Origin of the sequence: Anaeromassilibacillus sp. SJQ-1, from assembly GCF_046693725.1 — a bacterium.
In the GTDB taxonomy this organism is placed as follows: Bacteria; Bacillota; Clostridia; order Oscillospirales; family Acutalibacteraceae; genus Anaeromassilibacillus.
Genome location: NZ_JBKEIV010000048.1, coordinates 306,914 through 326,321 on the forward strand (window position 1 = coordinate 306,914; position 19,408 = coordinate 326,321).

The following is a 19,408-nucleotide window of genomic DNA, read 5'->3' on the forward strand; positions in this document are numbered from 1 at the left end:
GCCGTGGTCGAGTTAATGCTCTCCAATAGGGATTATAAGCCCTATTATTACTATGACAGTATCACCTCTCATTTTAAGAACAGTAATCTGCTTCCGTACTTAGTGGTCACCAGCGAATGCGCTTTACAGATTTCCTACAACCGCAACTATGCGATCTGTTTGCGAGGAGAGAAATATGTTTCATTCTTTGAAAATCTTTTTGACGACGCTTGTAAGCGTTCCAATCTCATGATTTCAACCTTGGGAACGATCACGGAAAATCTTCAGTATTATTACCATGAATTTGTCAATCGACAGTCCTCTCCGCGCTGGTCCTGCTCCTGTAACCCATACTTTATTCTCTATATAGACCGTCCCTTGCTGGAAAAATATCTCTGTGATTCCCCAAACCGTGAGGAGATCGTTCAGGCCTTTCTGCACTATCAAAACTATTGGGGTTCCCTTGCGCAGGAAAAGACCCCCTATATTGGATATTTTACCAGGGAAGGGGTGGAATATTTCTGCCGCACCGGTCGCCTCTGGCATACACCTGATTCCATCTATGCGCCTTTGGAACCGCGCGACCGTTGGGAGGTTCTTCGGCGCTTTTGTGAAGACACCAATCCTTCTTGCACCCGTCTGTTGTTGCGAGAACCCTCGGTTTCTTTCTCCTCCCGTTTGGAGATCACCTCTTTCTGGGATGGTTCTATTGCATTTTCTTACGAGCTCTCCCCCAACAAGTACGCGATCCTCTTCCTATACGAGAAATCGCTGTCCGCCTGCTTTGACGATTTGTTTTCTTACCTGATGGAGGGCAACCTCGTCTGTACGCTCTCAGAGACCAAGGCATATCTACGGCAAAAGATGGACGAATTGGAAAAGACCTTCTGATATTCTTGACGAATGGCAGATTTCATCCGTTTTATTTTTATCTTTTTTCGGGCCGCAATATTTGACAAAATAATTGAAATTTTTTCTGTTTTTATGAACAAAATATGAATTTTTATTGACTTTCCCATTAAGATTCCATTAAAATAGGAGAAAAGAGTCCGCCGCATGCCGACTGGCACGTAAATCTGAGTGGGCCAAATGGAGGGGGAGTCTGTATGGACCCAATTTATGCTGGATGGTTATCGATCATCCCGCCCATTATCGCAATCGCTCTGGCATTGATCACAAAAGAAGTGATCTCCTCGCTCATCATTGGCATTCTGTCCGGTACGCTGATCTACTCCTGTATCGTCGGAGCGAATCCGATTGTAGGGACGGTCGATTATACCTTTCAACTGATGGCCAGCCGCGTGGACATCAACATCATCCTATTTCTAGCACTCCTGGGCGCGCTCGTAGCAGTCGTCAACTTAGCTGGTGGTTCCCAAGCATATGGACGTTGGGCCAGTGGAAAACTCAAGTCCAGAAAAACAGCTATGCTTGCCACAGGCGTGCTTGGATCGCTGATTTTTATCGACGACTATTTTAATTGCCTAACCGTCGGTACTGTTATGAAACCGGTCACCGATAAACATAAAATCTCCCGGGCAAAGCTCGCCTATATCATCGATGCGACAGCTGCGCCCGTCTGTATCATCGCCCCAATTTCGAGTTGGGCGGCTGCCGTAGGTTCCAATCTGGCGATCACCGGCGAATTTGAAAGTGATCTAGCCGCTTTTGTCGCTACGATTCCTTATAATCTCTATGCCATACTGAGTATTGTTATGGTTTTTCTTCTGTGCTTTGTGAATCTCGACTTTGGTTCCATGCAGAAAGCCGAAATTGCCGCTCAAAAGGGGGAACTCGGTGCAGTTGACCAGCCCAACGCCGAGGGAACTCCTTTTCAGGAGAACCCGAAGGGCCGCGTCTTTGACATGCTGATCCCCATTTTTGCATTGATTGTATTCTCCATCCTCGCCATGTTGTACAACGGCGGATTCTGGGGGGATGACCCCGCTTACCATTCTATCAGCGCAGCCTTCGGCAACTGTACCGCTGCGGAGGCTTTGGTCCTGGGTGGATTTGCCGCTCTGGTTGTTGCGTTTCTTCTGTTTGTTCCCCGCAAGGTTGTCTCCTTCCGTGATTTTATGGGAGGAATTACCACGGGCGTGAAATCCATGGTACCCGCATTTATCATTTTGACCTTGGCTTGGACAATCAGCGGCGTCTGCCGCGATTTATTGATGACAGGGGACTTTGTGAAGGACATGTTGGCAGGAAGCGCTCTTCCTCCAGCTCTGTTACCCGCGATCGTCTTTGTTGTAGCTGCCCTGCTCAGCTTTGCAATGGGGACGGCATGGGGAACCTTCGGCATTTTAATCCCGATCGTCGTGCCGACATGCGTGGCAATTGCGCCGCAGCTTCTTGTTGTCACGCTCTCCGCTACCTTGGCAGGCAGCGTATTTGGCGATCACTGTTCCCCCATTTCTGACACCACGATTCTGTCTTCTACCGGCGCGGGTTGCAACCATATTCAACATGTCTCAACTCAGTTGCCGTACTGTATTGCAGTTGCCTGTTGCTGCTTTGTCGGTTATCTGGTTGCTGGTTTGAGCGGTGCAAATGTCTGGTTGACGCTATTGAGCGGTTTGGCTTGTCTGATTGTTGTTTTGGTCGTTTTACACCGGATCAGTGCCAAACACTTTCGGCCAACTGTGCGGTCTCAGAGTACAAAATCGAACGGATAAATATGTATTCTAAAATACGCAATCCCCTCTTTGAAAGATTTCAAAGAGGGGATTTTTTGCTATACTCTTGGCTTTTGCTATATTATAATAGCAATTTCACATAATTTTTAATAATCTTAAACGAAATATCGTGCAAATATTATAAAACAGCTTCTAATTTTTGGCAGGTTTTTCTGTTGACCCTCTATTTTCGATTCGCTATGATGATAATGTGTCATTGCAGCTAATTAAAAAGGGCGATTGAATCATTCATCCAGAAGAAAATTTTTGGAACGGTCGTTGTTCACAGGGAAAGGAGGGCTGAATATCTGTGGCGACCCATCAAACGGAATGGAACTTCCATTCCAGAATAAGGAGGAGAAAATGAAAAGATTGAAAAAGTTGCTTGCATTCTGTCTCTCAGCCGCTGTACTTTTGACTTCCATTCCATTTGGAACCGCGATGGGTGCAACGAGAGAACCAGAGATTGTGGCCGGTGGGTACGAGATCGATATGGACGATCTGCCCAAGGTCCACTTCGCAGAACATCCAGAATGGGAAGAGCTCTACGATGCGGCTTGGGAGTCCCATAAGAGCAATATCCGCAAAGCCAAAAGTGTCCTGAACCCTGAAGAACCCTACTATGTGGACGAAGCATTCAGCGACATGATCTTTGTGTGGGATACCTTGCTCATGATGATGTTCGACAAGTATGGTATTCATCAATTTCCGACTTTGCAGGCCATGGACAACTTTTATTACTGTCAGGTAGATAACCCTGGACAGCCAGATGATGGCTTTATCGCCCGCGAAATCAGTGAAATTACTGGTGAAAACGCCGACTATAATGGCGGATACGACGACCCGCACTCGGTGAACCCTCCCCTCTTCGCATGGGCAGAGTGGCAACAATACGAAGTGCACGGTGACAAATCGCGCTTTACCAAGGAAATCGACGGAAAGACCATCTTGGAGCGCATTGTCTCCCATTTTGATTTTATCAAGCGCACCCGCTTGATGGACAATGGCCTGTACGGCAAGACCACCGGCCTGGCAAACGGCTTTGACAACACGCCCAACCAGGACTGGGGAAGTAAGGAACAAACGTACAACGATCTGAGCATCCAGCAGGCGCAGTCTGCGTACTATATCGCCAAAATCGCCCACGAAATTGGCGATACTGAAACAGAAGAACGTTTCCAGAAGGAATATGAAGATCTCACAGACTTGATTAATGAGAAACTCTGGTCCGAAGAGGGCCAGTTCTACTTTAATCTGGATAAGGATCAACAATTTACCAATGTTCCAACGCCAACGGGATTGTGGGCGCTCTCCGGACATGTCGCAACACCGGAACGTGCCGACGCCATGGTGCGAAACTACGGTTTAAATTCTGAAAAAATGTTCCGCCCCCAAGGCTTGTCTACAACAACCTATGATTGGTCTACCTTCTACCCCACCGGGAATTATTGGAATGGCGCAGTCTGGGCGCCGGCTTCCTTCCAATATATCAAGGGGCTGGAATACTATGGCTACCGGGAGTTGGCGTTTGCAGAGGCTCTCCGCCATGTCGAGGCGCTCTCAGATGTTTATCAGGCGGGTAAGACCGATTCTGTGATCGGCAGCGCCACCTTCTGGGAAAATTATTCCAGTGAGTACACCCGTCAAGGCGACCCTGCACGCGACAATTTTGTCGGCTGGACAGGCGCTCTCGGTATCGGCGTTATTATTGAAGATCTGCTCGGGATCGGCCTGCGCGCCCCGGACAACGCAGTCGATTGGGACCTCCGTTTGACCGAAGAAAACGGCATCAGCAATCTATATATGTGCCACGACGGCCAACCGGTTCGCATCTCCCTCTCCATGGCAGAACGTGTGGGCTCGGAGTCTCCCGCAGACATCACCGTCACCGCTGATCACGCTTTTACATTACATGTACGCAATGGCGATGTGGAGGAGACCTTAGAGGTTCCAGCCGGAACAACATCCTATCACATCGATGGCGTGGAGGATGAGCAGGAACCCTATCTGGACGCAGCAGCACATCCGTTCCGCTCTGACGACGATTCCCTGACAAAAGAAGCGTTGGATGCCAACGCTGTTGACTATGTGATCTTTGGCACAGAACAGGACCCATCCATAGACGACGGACTTCTGTACCAGGCCGGTAAAAGAGCAGGACTTATTAAAAATGTCAATACAGTTGGTTTCCGCGCTGACAGCAGCCAAAGTCCTGTTACATATTCCAACAGCGCGGAGATGGAAGCTCTCGGTTTCGCCGGGGCACAAAGTCTCTCCAAAGGCACTTATTCGCTCGGGCAAGAGGGCTTTATGTTCACGGTTCCGGCAACCAACACTAGCCAAACGGTAAAACTGATTGTTGGCGTGCAAGGCACCTCTGCTACTCTGACGGCGGCACTGTCGGATGCCAGCGCTCCGCGTGTAAGCCGGACCTTGTACGGCGATACCGAGGAACGCACCTATGTGGTAGAAATTCCTTACTGCGCGGGCGGAGATAAGGACCGTCACCTGTTAGTGGAATATGCAGCAGAGCGTGCTTCCAAAGGTACCGGGTCTGTTTCTATCAAGGGAATCATCCTCGAATCTGGCGGTTCTCCACTGCCCCCAGAAGTTTCAAATGTCTCCATTGAATCTGGAAATGGTACCATTACCGTATCGGCTGACGCTTCCGACCGTTACGACTGTTACAATGTTTATTTCGGTACGAGCCAAGCGAATTTGTCCGAACTTCGCTCTACGGCTACCCTTCCGTATGTGATCGAAGGTCTGGAGAATTATACGCGTTATTACGTCGCAATTTCCGGAGTAACGGATGGAAAAGAAGGGCCGTTAAGCGATGTCCTCAGTGAAGTGCCTGAACAGACACCGCGTACGGCGCGTGAACGCGCCTATGCCGATTATGAAGCGGTCCGCGATACCATTCTGAACGGCAATACCGGCTTCGAAGCCCTGCGCAAGGCATTGCATTTCGACGTGATCGGCCCCATCTACGGTACCACATTCACGTTTTCCAGCTCGATGAACGGCTTTGAGACGGGCCTAATGGACGACGGTTCTGTACTGTGTCCTACCGTACCTGCTCTGGACCAGAATGGTGAATTGACCATCGTAGCGTCGTATGGTGGTGAAACCGTGAAAATCGTCGAACCTGTCACGGTTCTATCCCTTCGTTATGACGAGCAACCTTATGTGTCCGGCACCATGACCTCCGCCATGGGTGCAACAGTAGACCTTACAGCAGAAGGCACCAAGGATTGGGCGCAATTCAACGCAGATGATGTGGACAACTATGCCAAGAAGAATACCGAAAATACCATCACCGGCCTGCGCCGTCTGGTGGAGGGCGGCGTCGATCATGCGACCGACATGCCCCTTTCCTATGTAGCCAGTGATGCAAAGGATACGCAACCAACCAGTAAGGCCTGTATCACTTCCCGCGGGGACGAAGGAAAAGCGGGTTTCGAATTCCAGCTGCCTTACAGTGAGAAGATGCAACATACTAATCTATATGTATCCTCGTGGAATGCTACCACAAGGGTGGATATCCTGGTCAATGGCAGCGTCCAGTACTCCACAACCTATGGCGGGAGTGATGGCTGGGACGTTCGAAAGATCAGCCTGGATTATCAACTTCCAGACCCCAGCGATGAAATGATCGTCCGTCAGATTCTTGTGAAGTCCAACACGGGCGGTGTCGGTGGGAGCGTCGGCCTGCCTGCGGTAACTTTGGCAGAGACAGATGCGGTCATTCCAGAGCCGACCAATGACTATGCGGTCGGAACCATGGAAGACGCCTCTGGCACAACGGTTGACCTCACTGCAGAGGGGACAAAGGACTGGGCACAGTTCCCAACAAAATACGTCGACGACTATGCCAAGAAAGACACCGAAAATGTCATCACGGACTTCCGCCGGCTGGTTTCCGACGATACTCCTTTGGCTGTGGACGTCGCAAAAGATATGCAGCTCAACTTTACCGCTAGTGATGCGGCCGGCGGAACTCAGCCGAAGAACCAGTGGGCCATTACCTGCCGCGGTCCGGAAGGACAGGCCGGCTTCGCTTTCCGCTTGCCTACTGCTGATACTGTACAGCATGTCAACCTCTATGCGGGTTCCTGGAAAGGCGCATGTGAAGTTCAGCTGCTCATCGGTGGGAAAGTGTGTTATAGTACCACTTATGGCAATACCAATGGATGGGAAGTTCATAAAATTGGCATCGATTACTGGGCTGAGAACCCTGACGACCCAGTCGAAGTCCGGATGGTGTTGAACCAGTCCCTCGCGTCCTCCGGAACTGCGGGCAGCATTGCATTGGGTGCTGTCACATTGTCTGACACAGGAAATCTGCCTCCTGAGCCGGATGAACCAGAGATTGTTGACAATGACTTCAATATCCGGTTTACCAATACGCTTCCAGATGCAATCAACTTGACACAAGAAGGCGGCAAAGACTGGATTCTGTTCAACAGTGTGGACGGCAAACCCGCCTATGAGCGCAAAAATGTGGAGCCATCTATTCAGGATTTCACGATCTTTGACACAGAAAAGGCACCGCATCGTGTTAACAACAGCGAGTACAACACCGTCTATTCCTTCACAGATGGTACCCCCACCCCCAGCATGGAAAATCAAAAACCATACTTGGTTGTGGAAGATGTGAACAACGGCGTTAGCTTTACATTGCCGGGAGGGGATAACCGCCACGAGGCCAAGATCACCATCGGCAACTGGAATGCGGACATGATTGTCAAAATGACTTCGGGGGATAAGACTGCATCTTATGAATATCAAGTCTTTGAGCCCGTCCAGTACGGCATGTTCACGTTGACCTATCGATCTGTTGAGGACGTACAGGTTCGCATCTACAACAAATCGGTTTCCTCTGAACGGTATGGCAACTTCAGCCTTGCGGCCATTTTACTCAATGAGGTACACCATATTGCGGCTGAACAGGCCGAGGGCGGGGCCATTAAATTGACCCGTACCACTGCAAATGCAGGGGAAATGGTAGACGTATTCGCCAATCCAGACCCCAACTACCATCTCAAGTCCCTGGCCTACCGCACCGCAAGCGGTGAAACCGTCTCCATAGACAACAATCGGTTTGTGATGCCCAATGAGGACGTCACCATTGTAGCGGAATTTGAACGGCTTCCCCGCCTACTGATCGCTGGCTATGGCCCAGGCGTAGATCTCGTGGTTACCTCCGACACAGAGCCCCTAGTCGATGCAGATGGCATTTATGCTACCCATATATTGGCGGGCGACCCAATTACTTTTGCCTTCACACCGTTGGGCGAAGACCGATCCTTCCTGGAAGCCCGTGTGAACGGCGAGACGGTAGACTTCTCTCCAAATCGTGTCACTTATACCTATATCATGCCGGACACAGACTCCCATCTGCATTTTGCCTTTGATATGGTAAACAAAACCATTCTAAGGCAGACCATTGCAATTGCAGAAAATCTGGTAGAAGGCGATGAATATGCAAATGCGGTTGAGAGCGTCCAAAAGGCGATTGACAGAGCGCTTGAACAGGCAAAATCCATCTATGAAAACACTGCCTCTACCCAAGAACAGGTCAACAAAGCTTGGGCAAAGCTGCTGGACGCATTGCACTATCTATCCTTTGAGCAGGGTGACCTGACCGAATTGGGCAACCTGATCGAATTGGCCGAGAGTATCGACACAAGCGAATTTACCAGCGAAACCGTAGAGGCTTTCCAAGCTGCTTTGGAAGCCGCCCAAGAAGTCTATGACGATGGAAACGACGCCTTGGCGGTTGATGTTGAGAAGGCTTGGCAGAATCTTTATGATGCCATGCTTGGGTTGATCCACCAGGCCGACAAGAGCGGGCTGCATACTGTGCTAACCAAAGCAAAAGCCATCTTAGAAGAAATCGATCATTACGTTGAAGGTAGTGAAGAAATACTCTGTCAAGCGATCGAAGAGGCTCAGACTGTGATGGATGATACGGATGCCAGCCAGAAGCAAGTGGACGACGCTGCAGAAGCTCTCTCAAAGGTACTTTTGGAGCTGCGTAGAATTCCAAGTAAGGCAGAGCTTCTTGAGCTTTTGGCCGAATTGGAACAGCTGGATCTGTCCAAATACACCGCAACAAGTGCCGCCGCCATGCAGGCGCAGATCAACTTACTTCGCGCAACCGTCGAAGATCCCAACGCGACGGGAGAGGCATATGCAGCAGTCTATTACAGTGCCAAAGAAGCAAAGGAGCAGCTTGTCCTTGCTGGTCAAACATCCAGCGGTAAAAAGGGTTCCACCAGCATTTCCACTCCATTTAATACATATGGTACGGCCGGTATCGTAGCTGCTGGGCAGAATATTGTGAACGCCTATGTCCACAGCGATACGACGGTGAACTTTACTCTGAAACACGGGCAGGCCTATTGCTTCAAGATGACGGTGGTAAATGGAAACAACCAGACACCGAGCTTTACGGTAGGCAACGGCAGCGTTCTCAAGACGCAGTTTGTGGCAAAGGTTGGAAACGATTACTACTACAGAGTCTATGCAACCGGCACCCCGGGCCAGAGTACGGGTGTCTACACGACCCTGCCGGGGCAGAATGCAGTCAAACACTGCACGGTGACCATTGATTGAATGTCGGATAGCAGCGAAGGGCATAAGTCGTTCGATCCAGTAACCGCTGCTGGAAGAAAGCCTGTGTAGGAAACGCCGGAGGCGCGAAAGATACTGTGCGTCCACCGGGCTAGGGCACGGGTATTTATACAACCCTGCCTGGCTAGAATGCGGTGAAACACTGTACGGTGACTATTGGCTGAATGCCGGATACCAGCGAAGGGCATAAATTATTTGATCGAGTAACCGCTAGTGGAAGAGCACCAACGCATGGAATGCCGTAGGCGCGAAAGGCGCTGTGCGTCCACCGGGCCAGAACACAGGTGTCTACACGACACTGCCTGGTCAGAATGCGGTGAAACACTGTACGGTGACCATTGGTTGAATGCCGGGCACCAGTGAAGGGCATAAGCCATTCGATCAAGTAACCGTTGATGGAAGAGCACCAGCGTAGGAAACGTAAAGGCGCAAAAGACGCTACACATCCACCGGGCCAGAACACAGGCGTCTACACGATTCTGCCGGGGCAGAATGCAGTCAAACACTGCACAGTTACAACCGGCTGAGTACCAAATCTATTCTGAACAACGAGAAGGTAAACTACATCCAATCGAACCCAGTAACCAATAGTAAAGAGTTTCGTAGGCAATACCCTAGGCACGAAAGACGTTGTGCGTCCACCGTGCCAGAACACAGGTGTTTACACCACCTTGCCTGGTCAGAATGCGGTGAAACACTACACGGCAACCATTGGTTGAATGCCGGGTAACTTGCGAAGGGCATAAGCCATTCGATCAAGTAACCGCTGGTGGAAGATAGCCAGTGTAGGAACGCCATAGGCGCGAAAGGCGCTGTGCGTCCACCGGGCTAGGGTATGGACGTCTATACGACCCTGCCGGGTTAGAATGCGGTGAAGCACTATACGGTGATTGTAACTATAAGGCTTCGGAAAGAAAAAGGAATATGGAACGACTCTGACGGATAGCTTTTCTACATGTAAATGTATATCCTAATCGTATGTAGATGATTTGCCCCCATAGGAGCGAATCCATAGGAAAGCCAAAGCAGAGATATTCCACCCATATGACCCAGCAGGAGTGTTCGCAAACGAGAATGCGGATAACCCCTGCTGGGTCAAACTTTTTACAAGGTATAGGAATATATGGTATGGTGACGATTTATGTAGCAACAGCTGGAAGAGCGCAGGCAAACTCTTAGGGGCGGCATAAAAACTATTTCCACTGTAGAAATCCGGCAATAATCGATAAATACCGGAATCATGTTATACAAAGAGTGAAGTAGCTTGTATCCAATCAAGGCCTAACAGTCAATGGCAGGGAACTTCCGTAAACATCGGCCATTCGATTAAGCAACCGCTGCTGGAAGAGAGCCAGCGTAGGAAACGCCGTAGGCGCGAAAGACACGATGTATCCGTTTATGATAGGTGGACATAAGAATTAAGTTGTAGAAAGAGTAAAAATAGCGGGTATTCGAATCAAGTGTCCAGCAATCGACAACAGGGAACTTCCGTAGGAATTACCATAGGTATGAAAGACGTTGTACGTCTGGAATGGATAGGTGAACATCAGAATTGTATTATGGGAAGAGTAAAACTAACCGATATTTAATCAAGGGATCGGTTACCGATAACAGGGAACTCTGTAGGCGCGAAAGGCGCTGTGCGTCCGGCATCTCTGGGTGGTACCTCATCCTCTCCACGGAGAAATCTTCCTGACGGGCTTAAATTGTGCATGAAAAACGAACAGCTAGGTATATGTATACTATACATGTATCTGGCTGTTTGTTTTATAAAACACACAATGTGTTTCTCTCTTTCTAAGAAATTTTCTAAAAATTCCTTTCTTTTATCTTCCTGTAGAAAAACGGACAGAATGTGTCACAAAAGGATCTTCATTCACATATCCTGAGAACGTGGACTTGCATCAAAGGGATCTGTTCCAGATTATATACAGAGGAGTGTGACCCTTTTGCCATCGCTTTTGAAAGCGGGCAGCAAAATTTTGTCCGTCGTATTGGCAATTTCGACAATTGCCTTGATTTCTGTGACCGATTCCTCCTACGCTGGCAACCATTCAGCTGATGGATCGACGGAGTTTGCTCCCAGTCGCGTGGCGACTTCCAAGAATCTCTCCTCCCCGGACGATTTAGAAAGCCGACTGGAAAGTGTTTCACCGGGGTATGTACAGCCGCCTATCGACCCCTCTTACCTTTTGCAGGGAGGATCTTCCCCCTTGCTTACACGCGCGACTGCCTCGTTTCCGTCCTGTTATGACCTGCGGGAACAACAGGAAATCTGTGAGGCTGTCCGCAACCAAGCTGCTTGGGGCACTTGTTGGGCGTTTGCCGCGGTTGGCTCTGCGGAATCCTCCTTATATCCGGAGGACACCACTGTATTTTCTCCCCGCCACTTGGCTTATTTCGCTTATAACGGCGCAGCCAATCCGCACACGCCAGAGGATGGCACAGCCGGCGACACCTTCCATCCCTGGAGTTATCCATCCAATGATTCCCGTTTCTATTGGTATCCATGGTATGAATTCGGCGGAAACACGTTCCTTGCAACCGCTACGCTCGCACGAATCGGCGTACAGACGGAAGAGGTCGTGCCTTACCCGGAATCCTATCAATATTTTGGCACAGAGATCGATTCATTTGGTACTCCTGCGCTTAAGGACGCGTATACTGCCCTTTACGGAAATGTCTCAGAAGCCTTTCATTTTACGGCCCCTTACCGTTTAGTAGAAAGCAACTATCTTCCCACTAGGGACTCCTTTGGAAATCTCAATGGCAATGCGATTAAGCAAGCTCTTTTAGAAGGCTCCTGTATTGTAGTTGCCTATGCATCCAATCAATACAACACGTATACACTCCCGGACGGGGAACAAATTGTCGCCCAAGCTTATAACGGTCCCAACCGTGTAGCCGTGAACCATGAGGTACAGATTATCGGCTGGAACGACACCATCCCAAAGGAATCATTCTGCACCAGCTGGACCAATGGAGAGCCTACCGGCAATATGCCCTCCAATGACGGCGGATGGCTCATCCGCAATAATTGGGGAAACCATTGGGGAATGGACGGCTGTTTCTATCTCTCCTATGAAGATTCTTCCATCTCAGAGACCTGCCAGTTCATTGCCTCCGCCGATCCGTCTTATGACCACCTATACCAGTATGACGGTACGGGATGGAATACTACGGTCGGTATCAGAGACAAGCCAACCGCTCCAGTTTCGATGGCCAATGTATTTACTGCAACAGGACAGCAGTCGATTCAAGCGGTCTCTTTCTATACGACCATGCCGGACGCTCAGTATTCCATTCAAGTATACACCGGCCTACAGAAGTCCGACGTTCCAGATAGCGGTGTGCCCGCCTTTTTCAAAGAACAAAAAGGTTGGGAACCCTATGCCGGTTACCATACAATCGCGTTACAACAACCTGTTTCCATCCAGAGCGGGGAACCCTTCTCGATTGTTGTAAAGTTGGAAAACCCCACGAGCAACGGGTTGACAGATTCCAACGGCCCCATCTATCCGATCGCGTGTGAGGGCAACGGTCCCTGCAATGGAATCTTTTCAGACGCCGCTATCGCACCTGGCCAAAGTTTTCTCCGCGGGTCCAATGGAACTTGGCTGGATCTCGCAGATTTTCAGGAATCGACGTATGTTTCCAGCGGTATTCACAACTTAACCCTTGGGAATGTCTGCCTAAAGGCCTTCACGACCGACGAACCCCTTGGCTCAGTAACGTACGCAACCGGGAATGGATTGGATAAACTATGACCACTGCTGAAAATCATCGCTTCCCTTCCTCTTTTTCCTACAGAGGTCATAGTATCATTTTCATCCGAATTCGGGGACCGCCATCATATTTAAAAAGAGAGAACTCCCTCCCATGTGCGCAGGGTCCTTCCGGAATACACGCCTAAGAAGAAACCGCCTGCCTCCAAACGAAACGTGTGGTTGTTACACGGATTCGCGCGGAAAAACTGCCATAGGAATTTTCGCTTGGGCCCTGTGCTCCGGAGAAAAATGTCCAGCTGTCATACTCTTGACAGCTGGACAACATTTTCCAATAGAAGATCACAACCAACAGGTATCCATTCACTGAAATAAAAAACGCACACCATAAAAGAGTGGTGAGATCAGAAATTCTTTAGGGACAGCCCGCAGACATCCTCTCTAGTTTCTTAAAACAATACGCTAAAAGGCACGTTTAGATTGGAAAAACCTGTGTGGGGTGAATGCCATTCTTCCCTAGGCAAGATTGTTATCCGCTCCTACAGGTTTTCTTAAGATAGGGCTCTAAAGCAAGCTTCCTTTTGCCACGCGGCCAGGGGCGCTTCATTTTATCCCGTCTGATCGGTCAAGCCTTTTCTTGTATTTCTCAACAAAGGCCCTCGGGCTCTCCTGACAATTTCTCCGATGAAAAAATAGCACAAGTTTTATATCCGGCAAGGCAAAAGCGGGCCCATGCAGGTGCGTTCCATTCAGCACTTGCCCTTTCCTTCGGAGAACTGGAACAGTTGGAATAACAAAAATGAGACGGGGAACCGTGTCAAATGAATAAGCATACAGGAATCCGTTCCCTATGTTGTGGCGGTTTCTGTACGCAAGCCCGTACAGGCCAAAACTTTGCCATAATCCTTGCACATTGGGTGTGCTGGCAGTCGATCTGGCATTTGCACTTTGCGGCCGTTCTTCTGAGACAAACCAAACTGTTGCATCGACCAAAAGAGCTTCTATCCCTTTTGGGGCTTGGAACGCAATAGAAGGAATGGTTGTACATACGTCCTTTGGATGGCTCCTTGTCCAATCGAAATAGGAACCTCAAGTCAGCTTTTGACATCTGCCCGCTTTAAAACCAGCAGGGACAATCCACAGAATATTACCGTAAACATAGCACACATCACAAAGAAAATCCCCATGTCCACCTCTCCCAATGCTTCCTGACTGACCGATCCCATTCCTGCAATCAAAAGGGCGTTGGGGAAAATTGGCCACCAGCCCTTAACCGCCAATAGGAACCCTACTACGCTGCAACAGAATCCGATTCCCACCGGTACTGCAAAGCTTCGGATATGCATGGCAAAGAAAAGCTGCATGGCCGCTACGGGAAGGGAACCAAACCAAGCACATAGAAACCAACGGACCACATCCGGCGGAATGGACGATTGAAATCCAAAATAGAACCCCGCCGCCAAGTATAGTGCAAAAAAGAATACCTGTGTTACGAAACTTAGGCCCGCAATCACCAGAAATTTGCTCCAAAAGATATTCCGTACGGGTACAGGAGCTGTCATCAGGTTGTTCCAATTGTGGTTGAGGTGCTCCAAACGCCATGCATAGGCAGCATAGATCGATAGCAGGACCGCCAAAAACAGATCGCCATAAAACAGGCTAACCTGGGTCCAAAGGCTTTGCCATTCTTTTGTGAGAATATCCCGATTCATGGAAAAATTCGCGCTTCCCACAAAGACGCTGAATGCAGGTAAAAACAGGAATGCCAACCAGATACACGATCCCTTTAGCTTACGGCATTCGGCCACAACTGCATGTCTTAACATGACCTTCCCCTCCTAAAATTCTTTTCTGCACAGGTGGCGTTTCCCCAGGAAATATACAAGCACTCCCACAGCACACACCAATAGCGATGGAAACAAATTGGGGCTTATCGCGATATACGCCCATTCATGTTCTCCCAACGGAACCGTCTGTACACAGGAGAGGTCAGCATAGGCACACCAGGGAAACACGATCCGCACTTGTGCGGGAAATAGCGCCCCTACAAACCCCAGAAATGCGCCAGCCATGCCAACGATCAACGCTACCAACTGATTGGAGACCGCCATCGAAACCCACTGTTGTAAAGCCAGCACAAACACACTCGCAAGAAGCGTTCCAAAATAGATGGGCAGTACCAAGTCCGTTGGAATTGGTACAGGGAATCCCTTCCAAATACCAAATACAATTAGAACGGCGAGCTCTACCGTTAGGGTAAAGGTTAGAATCAGAAACGCACATAAGAATTTGGAGAGGTACAGCCGGTTCATTGGCTCTGCTGCTGTGCCGAGCAGCTTCCAGGTGTCCCCTTTATGCTCCATATCGCAGATACGGCTGGCAAGTACCGCGATGGCCATGGGGAGGAAAAGGCCATGCAGGAGCGCCAAATTCGTAAATAGGTTGTTCCAAACCAAATGGGTACCGTTTTCCTCCAGATATTGTTGTGCGGAATAGGCGGTCCACGCCCCCTCCGCCCCACAGAGAAATAACGCAGTTAAGAAAATACCACGGCGCCGAATCTTATAAAATTCCAACGACAGATACCGCATCATAATGCTCCCGCCTTTCCGGTCAGATCGAGGAAAATTTCCTCTAAGCTGCGCTGCCGCTCCTCAATTCGGTACACCTGTATCCCGCTGCAAACCAACTGCTGGTTGATCTGTGCCACCGCCGCGTCACTCACGTTTTCCAAAAGCAACCAGCCATGTTCTCGTTTGGGACAATACCGTTCCAACAAGCGCGCTGCCTCTTCTGCGTCCTGCGTCCGGACCGCCACATAATGGGCGCTTCTTTGACGCAATACTTCCAAGCTGTTCTGGAAAATCAGTTCTCCATGATCGATAATCCCGACCGCAGTTGCCATTTGGTCTACCTCGGCCAACAAGTGGCTCGAGAGCATCACGGTCATGCCATACTGCCGTGGCAACGCTTTGATGAGTTCCCGGATCTCCTCGATTCCAGCGGGGTCCAGGCCATTGGTCGGTTCATCCAGTACCAGCAGCTTTGGAAAACGCATCAGCGCCATGGCGATTCCAAGGCGCTGTTTCATTCCCAAAGAATAATGGTTTACTTTTTTGTCGGCCTGATTTTCCAAACGCACAATGTGCAGAGCCTCTCTCAAATTCTTTTCTGGGATGTCCAACAGTTTCTGCATGACACGCAGGTTTTCCATACCCGTTAGATGCCCATAATATGCCGGCGCTTCGATCAGCGCGCCCGTTTGCCGCAAAATCTCCACCCGATTTTTCTCATTCATCTGTTTGCCAAAAAGGTGCACTGTTCCCTTTGTCGGCTTGGCCAGCCCCAGCAGCATCTTCATTGTGGTGGACTTCCCTGCACCGTTTGGCCCCAAGAAGCCGTATACTTCGCCCTCTCGGATCTGCAAATCTACATTCTTTACGCGGAACACACCGTTATATTCTTTGGAAAGTCCCTCTGTGTGTACAATCGATTCCATCTTTACTTCCCCCTAAGCGATCTCTGCGTAATACGCAGGAAGACTATTCTGATATACCATCCGGCTGGCAAACGCACTCACCAAAACAAACGCAAGGGTTACTACGGCAACCAGCGCCAGAATTCCAAATCTTTTCTTCATCCGCTCCATACGGGCCGCCTCCTTTTTTCTAGGATGATGAAAGCATATACCCTCTGCCTTACAGAAAGCTTCATAAAACCTTACAGCAAACTTACAATACATCCCTTGGGATGAAACCATCCGCGCGCATGTGGTAAAATAAAGGCACGCCACTAAAGAAAGGCCCGCCTAGGGACGGGCCCATGGTGAAAAACAAGGAAACAAATCTGGCAATTCCATAAGGATACCTGCCGATCAGGCTTTTCCCGGCCGATTCGCTGGACAGAAAGCGGGGAACAACAATGGATGCATTAAAAGAAAAGAAGATCTTGGTAGTGGACGATCAGCCGCAGCTGTTGCGTATGGTGGACGAGATCCTTCGGCGAGAGGGCTTCACGCGTATTTTTTTGGCGCCGGACTGTGCCCGTGCAATGGAACAACTGCGCGCAGTCCGCCCGGACTTGGCCGTCTTGGACGTTATGTTACCGGACGGGGATGGCTTTTCCTTATTACAACAGATGCGTGCAGTCTCGCCCCTCCCCGTGATTTTTCTCACCGCGCGCGGAGAAGATGAAGACCGGCTGATCGGCCTGGGAATGGGCGCGGACGACTACCTTGTCAAACCATTTCTTCCAAAGGAACTGACCTTGCGCATCACCGCCATCCTGCGGCGCGTCTATGTGCCCATCCAACAGGAACAGCTTCCGGTATTTGCCCTGGGAAACCGCACGATCGACCTGGGGGCTTCACTTGTCCAAGCTTTGGATGGCCGGGAGTGGACCCTCACCGCCAAGGAGCTTGCACTTCTCAAGAAGCTCTATGAGAACCGGAATCGCATCGTAACCAGCGATTCGCTCTGCCAAGCCGCCTGGGGGGACGATCTCTATGGATATGAAAACACGCTGATGGTTCATATCCGCCGCATGCGTGAAAAACTGGAAGAGGACCCTTCCCATCCCCAATATCTATTGACTGCACGTGGATTGGGATACAAGCTGCAAGTGGCTTCTCGCGCAGACTGATGGGGCAGGGGCCGCAAAGCGGCGGCCTAAAGCCGCCGTCTTTCCTGCGAACTGTGTTCGCAGACACCGCGTCGGCCGGCGCGGTGGCGGCCCCGGTGGGCTATTTTTCACAGGAGGCGACCGCCATGAAGAGTATCCGGCGTTTTTTAGGCCGTTTTTTGATTGGGCTTTTTGTCTGTGTCATGGTTTTTTTGATTGCCAATATCGCGGGACTATCCATTTATCTGCGTGTTCTGTACGACACACATGAAGGGGAGACAGACTTTTCCCCCTCAAGAACGGTCCGAGTGGCTGTAGAAGGGTTGGTTCAGCGGGACGGACAATATCAGTTGGCCCCATCTGTGACAAAAGAACTGCAGGAGCATGGCGCCTGGGCCATGCTGTTGGATGATCGGGGAAAAGTGGTCTGGTCTCTGGATCTTCCTCCAGAGATTCCCCTCTCCTATACGCCAAAGGAGATCGCTGGCTTCACCCGATACTACTTAAAGGATTATCCGGTCTTTTGCTGGGCGCATCCAGATGGTCTCGTGGTGACGGGGTATCCAAAAGGGGCCTACATGCGCTACACGCTCGACTTTGCAGAATCGGATGTCCGAACCCTCTTTCAATACCTCGTGTTATTTGTGATCGGAAACAGTTTGGTTGCCATTCTTCTCTATGCGTTTCTCTGTTGGTGGACGGTGCGGCCAGTACGGCCCATTCTCCATGGCCTTTCCTGTCTGGCCCATGGGGAAGCGGTTCAACTTGCAGAACGCGGCAGCCTCCGCGAAGTAGCCGCTGGAATCAACGCGGCTTCGGGTGAATTACAGCGCCGGGATGCCGCCCTCCGAAAAAAAGACGAAGCGCGCGCAAACTGGATTGCCGGTATTTCCCACGACATCCGTACCCCGCTTTCGGTCATCCTCGGTTATGCAGGTGAATTGCAGGACGATCCGGCACTCCCTCCACAGGAACAGGAGCAAGCTGCTGTGATTTGCCGTCAGGGAATTCGCCTACGCGACCTGGTGAGCGATCTGAATCTTGTATCGCGTTTGGAATACGACATGCAGCCTCTGGAATATCGGCTGTTGCGAGCCGCCAAGCTTGTTCGCCGCACGGTTACGGATTTTATGAATGCCATGCCGGAGAATCCCTGCGGCATCGAACTCGAAGCCATAGACGAATCCATTCAGCTGAAGGGGGACGAGCGGCTGCTTCTGCGCGCCTTGACAAACCTTCTCCAAAACAGTGTTCTGCACAATCCGCAGGGTTGCGCGATCCGAATAGCCGTTCGCAGGGAGGACGGCTTCTGCCTAATTTGTGTGTACGATGACGGCGTTGGAGCCGATCCGCAAAAATTGGAAAACCTTCTGAATGCCCCCTATGCGCCAAAGCGTGCCCACGGATTGGGATTGTTTTTGGTTCGGCGCATAACGGAGGCCCATGGCGGACAATTTATCGCGCACACAGCCCCCGGTCAGGGCTTTTCCTGCGAGATGAAACTTCCCTGCGAACCATTTATCAAAGGTTCCCCCTCGGCAGATCCTTTCTAATGCAGCACACAGGGAACATCATTTGTCCATCTGTAATGCGGTTTCAGTCCCCTATTTCTAAATTTGTTCCTTTTCCAATGTATTTGAAAAGGGAGGCTTTTCGACCTTGCCATTGATTTTTTCTTCCTGTTCTTTAGATACTCCCCTTAGGCCGGATGTGCCATCGCATACCAAAGAAAAGGGAACCGGTTTTTTCCAGAAAGTCGGGGGTCTT

Annotated in this window: 11 protein-coding genes; 7 read left to right on the plus strand and 4 right to left on the minus strand. The window is 50.2% G+C overall.

Annotated features, from left to right (window positions below; translation table 11 throughout):
* Window positions 1-3 precede the first annotated feature (3 nt).
* The 5 genes from ACGCCZ_RS14945 to ACGCCZ_RS14965 all read left to right on the plus strand — a co-directional run bounded on the left by ACGCCZ_RS14945 (window position 4) and on the right by ACGCCZ_RS14965 (window position 13,063).
* Window positions 4-870: a hypothetical protein gene (locus ACGCCZ_RS14945; protein ID WP_411656420.1), complete on the plus strand. Its 867-nt coding sequence runs from the start codon at window positions 4-6 to the stop codon at window positions 868-870.
* 215 nt (window positions 871-1,085) lie between these two features.
* Window positions 1,086-2,657, plus strand: a complete 1,572-nt coding sequence (locus tag ACGCCZ_RS14950) for a Na+/H+ antiporter NhaC family protein (RefSeq protein ID WP_085531190.1) — start codon at window positions 1,086-1,088, stop codon at window positions 2,655-2,657.
* Between the two features lie 363 nt (window positions 2,658-3,020).
* On the plus strand, window positions 3,021-9,278 hold the full coding sequence (locus ACGCCZ_RS14955; protein WP_411656421.1) for an MGH1-like glycoside hydrolase domain-containing protein: 6,258 nt from the start codon (window positions 3,021-3,023) through the stop codon (window positions 9,276-9,278).
* Between the two features lie 413 nt (window positions 9,279-9,691).
* Window positions 9,692-9,823: a hypothetical protein gene (locus ACGCCZ_RS14960; protein ID WP_411656422.1), complete on the plus strand. Its 132-nt coding sequence runs from the start codon at window positions 9,692-9,694 to the stop codon at window positions 9,821-9,823.
* Between the two features lie 1,422 nt (window positions 9,824-11,245).
* Window positions 11,246-13,063: a lectin like domain-containing protein gene (locus ACGCCZ_RS14965; RefSeq protein WP_411656423.1), complete on the plus strand. Its 1,818-nt coding sequence runs from the start codon at window positions 11,246-11,248 to the stop codon at window positions 13,061-13,063.
* 1,052 nt (window positions 13,064-14,115) lie between these two features.
* Here ACGCCZ_RS14965 and ACGCCZ_RS14970 read toward each other — a convergent pair.
* Genes ACGCCZ_RS14970 through ACGCCZ_RS14985 form a run of 4 tightly spaced genes read right to left on the minus strand, consistent with a single transcriptional unit; the run spans window position 14,116 to window position 16,670 of the window.
* Window positions 14,116-14,847: an ABC transporter permease gene (locus ACGCCZ_RS14970; RefSeq protein WP_411656424.1), complete on the minus strand. Its 732-nt coding sequence runs from the start codon at window positions 14,845-14,847 to the stop codon at window positions 14,116-14,118.
* Window positions 14,848-14,859: 12 nt separating this feature from the next.
* The gene (locus ACGCCZ_RS14975) at window positions 14,860-15,615 is read right to left on the minus strand and encodes an ABC transporter permease (protein WP_411656425.1); all 756 of its coding nucleotides are present in this window, start codon (window positions 15,613-15,615) and stop codon (window positions 14,860-14,862) included.
* A complete protein-coding gene (locus ACGCCZ_RS14980) occupies window positions 15,612-16,520 on the minus strand; it encodes an ABC transporter ATP-binding protein (RefSeq protein ID WP_054324835.1) in 909 nt (302 codons plus the stop codon). The genes ACGCCZ_RS14975 and ACGCCZ_RS14980 overlap by 4 nt, the downstream gene beginning before the upstream one ends.
* Window positions 16,521-16,532: 12 nt before the next feature.
* Window positions 16,533-16,670, minus strand: coding sequence for a hypothetical protein (locus tag ACGCCZ_RS14985; RefSeq protein WP_153802360.1), 138 nt, complete (start codon window positions 16,668-16,670; stop codon window positions 16,533-16,535).
* A gap of 272 nt (window positions 16,671-16,942) precedes the next feature.
* Here ACGCCZ_RS14985 and ACGCCZ_RS14990 point away from each other — a divergent pair, with 272 nt between their 5' ends.
* Complete coding sequence (locus ACGCCZ_RS14990) at window positions 16,943-17,662, plus strand: response regulator transcription factor (RefSeq protein WP_054324836.1); 720 nt, start codon at window positions 16,943-16,945, stop codon at window positions 17,660-17,662.
* A complete protein-coding gene (locus ACGCCZ_RS14995; RefSeq protein WP_085531173.1) occupies window positions 17,662-19,194 on the plus strand; it encodes a sensor histidine kinase in 1,533 nt (510 codons plus the stop codon). Before ACGCCZ_RS14990 ends, ACGCCZ_RS14995 begins: the two co-directional genes overlap by 1 nt.
* Window positions 19,195-19,408: the final 214 nt, after the last annotated feature.

What these genes read in the sequence shown, in the direction of transcription:
- ACGCCZ_RS14950 (WP_085531190.1), top strand. Translation starts at nt 1,086, where the DNA reads ATGGACCCAATTTATGCTGGATGGTTATCGATCATCCCGCCCATTATC.
- ACGCCZ_RS14955 (WP_411656421.1), top strand. Translation starts at nt 3,021, where the DNA reads ATGAAAAGATTGAAAAAGTTGCTTGCATTCTGTCTCTCAGCCGCTGTA.
- ACGCCZ_RS14960 (WP_411656422.1), top strand. Translation starts at nt 9,692, where the DNA reads ATGGAAGAGCACCAGCGTAGGAAACGTAAAGGCGCAAAAGACGCTACA.
- ACGCCZ_RS14970 (WP_411656424.1), bottom strand. Translation starts at nt 14,847, where the DNA reads ATGTTAAGACATGCAGTTGTGGCCGAATGCCGTAAGCTAAAGGGATCG.
- ACGCCZ_RS14975 (WP_411656425.1), bottom strand. Translation starts at nt 15,615, where the DNA reads ATGATGCGGTATCTGTCGTTGGAATTTTATAAGATTCGGCGCCGTGGT.
- ACGCCZ_RS14980 (WP_054324835.1), bottom strand. Translation starts at nt 16,520, where the DNA reads ATGGAATCGATTGTACACACAGAGGGACTTTCCAAAGAATATAACGGT.
- ACGCCZ_RS14985 (WP_153802360.1), bottom strand. Translation starts at nt 16,670, where the DNA reads ATGGAGCGGATGAAGAAAAGATTTGGAATTCTGGCGCTGGTTGCCGTA.
- ACGCCZ_RS14990 (WP_054324836.1), top strand. Translation starts at nt 16,943, where the DNA reads ATGGATGCATTAAAAGAAAAGAAGATCTTGGTAGTGGACGATCAGCCG.
- ACGCCZ_RS14995 (WP_085531173.1), top strand. Translation starts at nt 17,662, where the DNA reads ATGGGGCAGGGGCCGCAAAGCGGCGGCCTAAAGCCGCCGTCTTTCCTG.